Source organism: Micromonospora sp. BS32, from assembly GCF_059089345.1.
On sequence record NZ_JBSSHR010000129.1, the window covers coordinates 1 to 428 of the forward strand.

1 pseudogene is annotated in these 428 nt (G+C 69.9%); it reads right to left on the bottom strand.

The window, feature by feature from the left end:
• Positions 1 to 428: pseudogene (locus tag AC5RWQ_RS30575) on the bottom strand (phosphoglucomutase, alpha-D-glucose phosphate-specific); the annotation flags it as partial.

The following is a 428-nucleotide window of genomic DNA, read 5'->3' on the forward strand; positions in this document are numbered from 1 at the left end:
GCACTTCGGTGAGGGTGCGGCCGAGCCCGGCCACCACCTTGTCGATCATCGAGGAGGAGACCAGGGTCTTGCCGATCGCCAGGCTCCCGTCCCAGTGCTCGCGGTGCCCGATCAGGTAGTCGATCGCCACCGCGAGGTAGTGGTTGGGGTTCATCAGCCCGCCGTCGGGGGTGACGATGCCGTGCCGGTCGGCGTCCGCGTCGTTGCCGGTGGCGACGGCGTACTCGTCCTTGCGGGCGATCAGCGACGCCATGGCGTAGGGCGAGGAGCAGTCCATCCGGATCTTGCCGTCCCAGTCGAGCGTCATGAAACGCCAGGTCGGGTCGGCGTAGGGGTTGACCACGGTCAGGTCGAGGCGGTGGCGTTCGGCGATCGCACCCCAGTAGCCGACGGAGGCGCCGCCGAGCGGGTCGGCGCCGATCCGGACG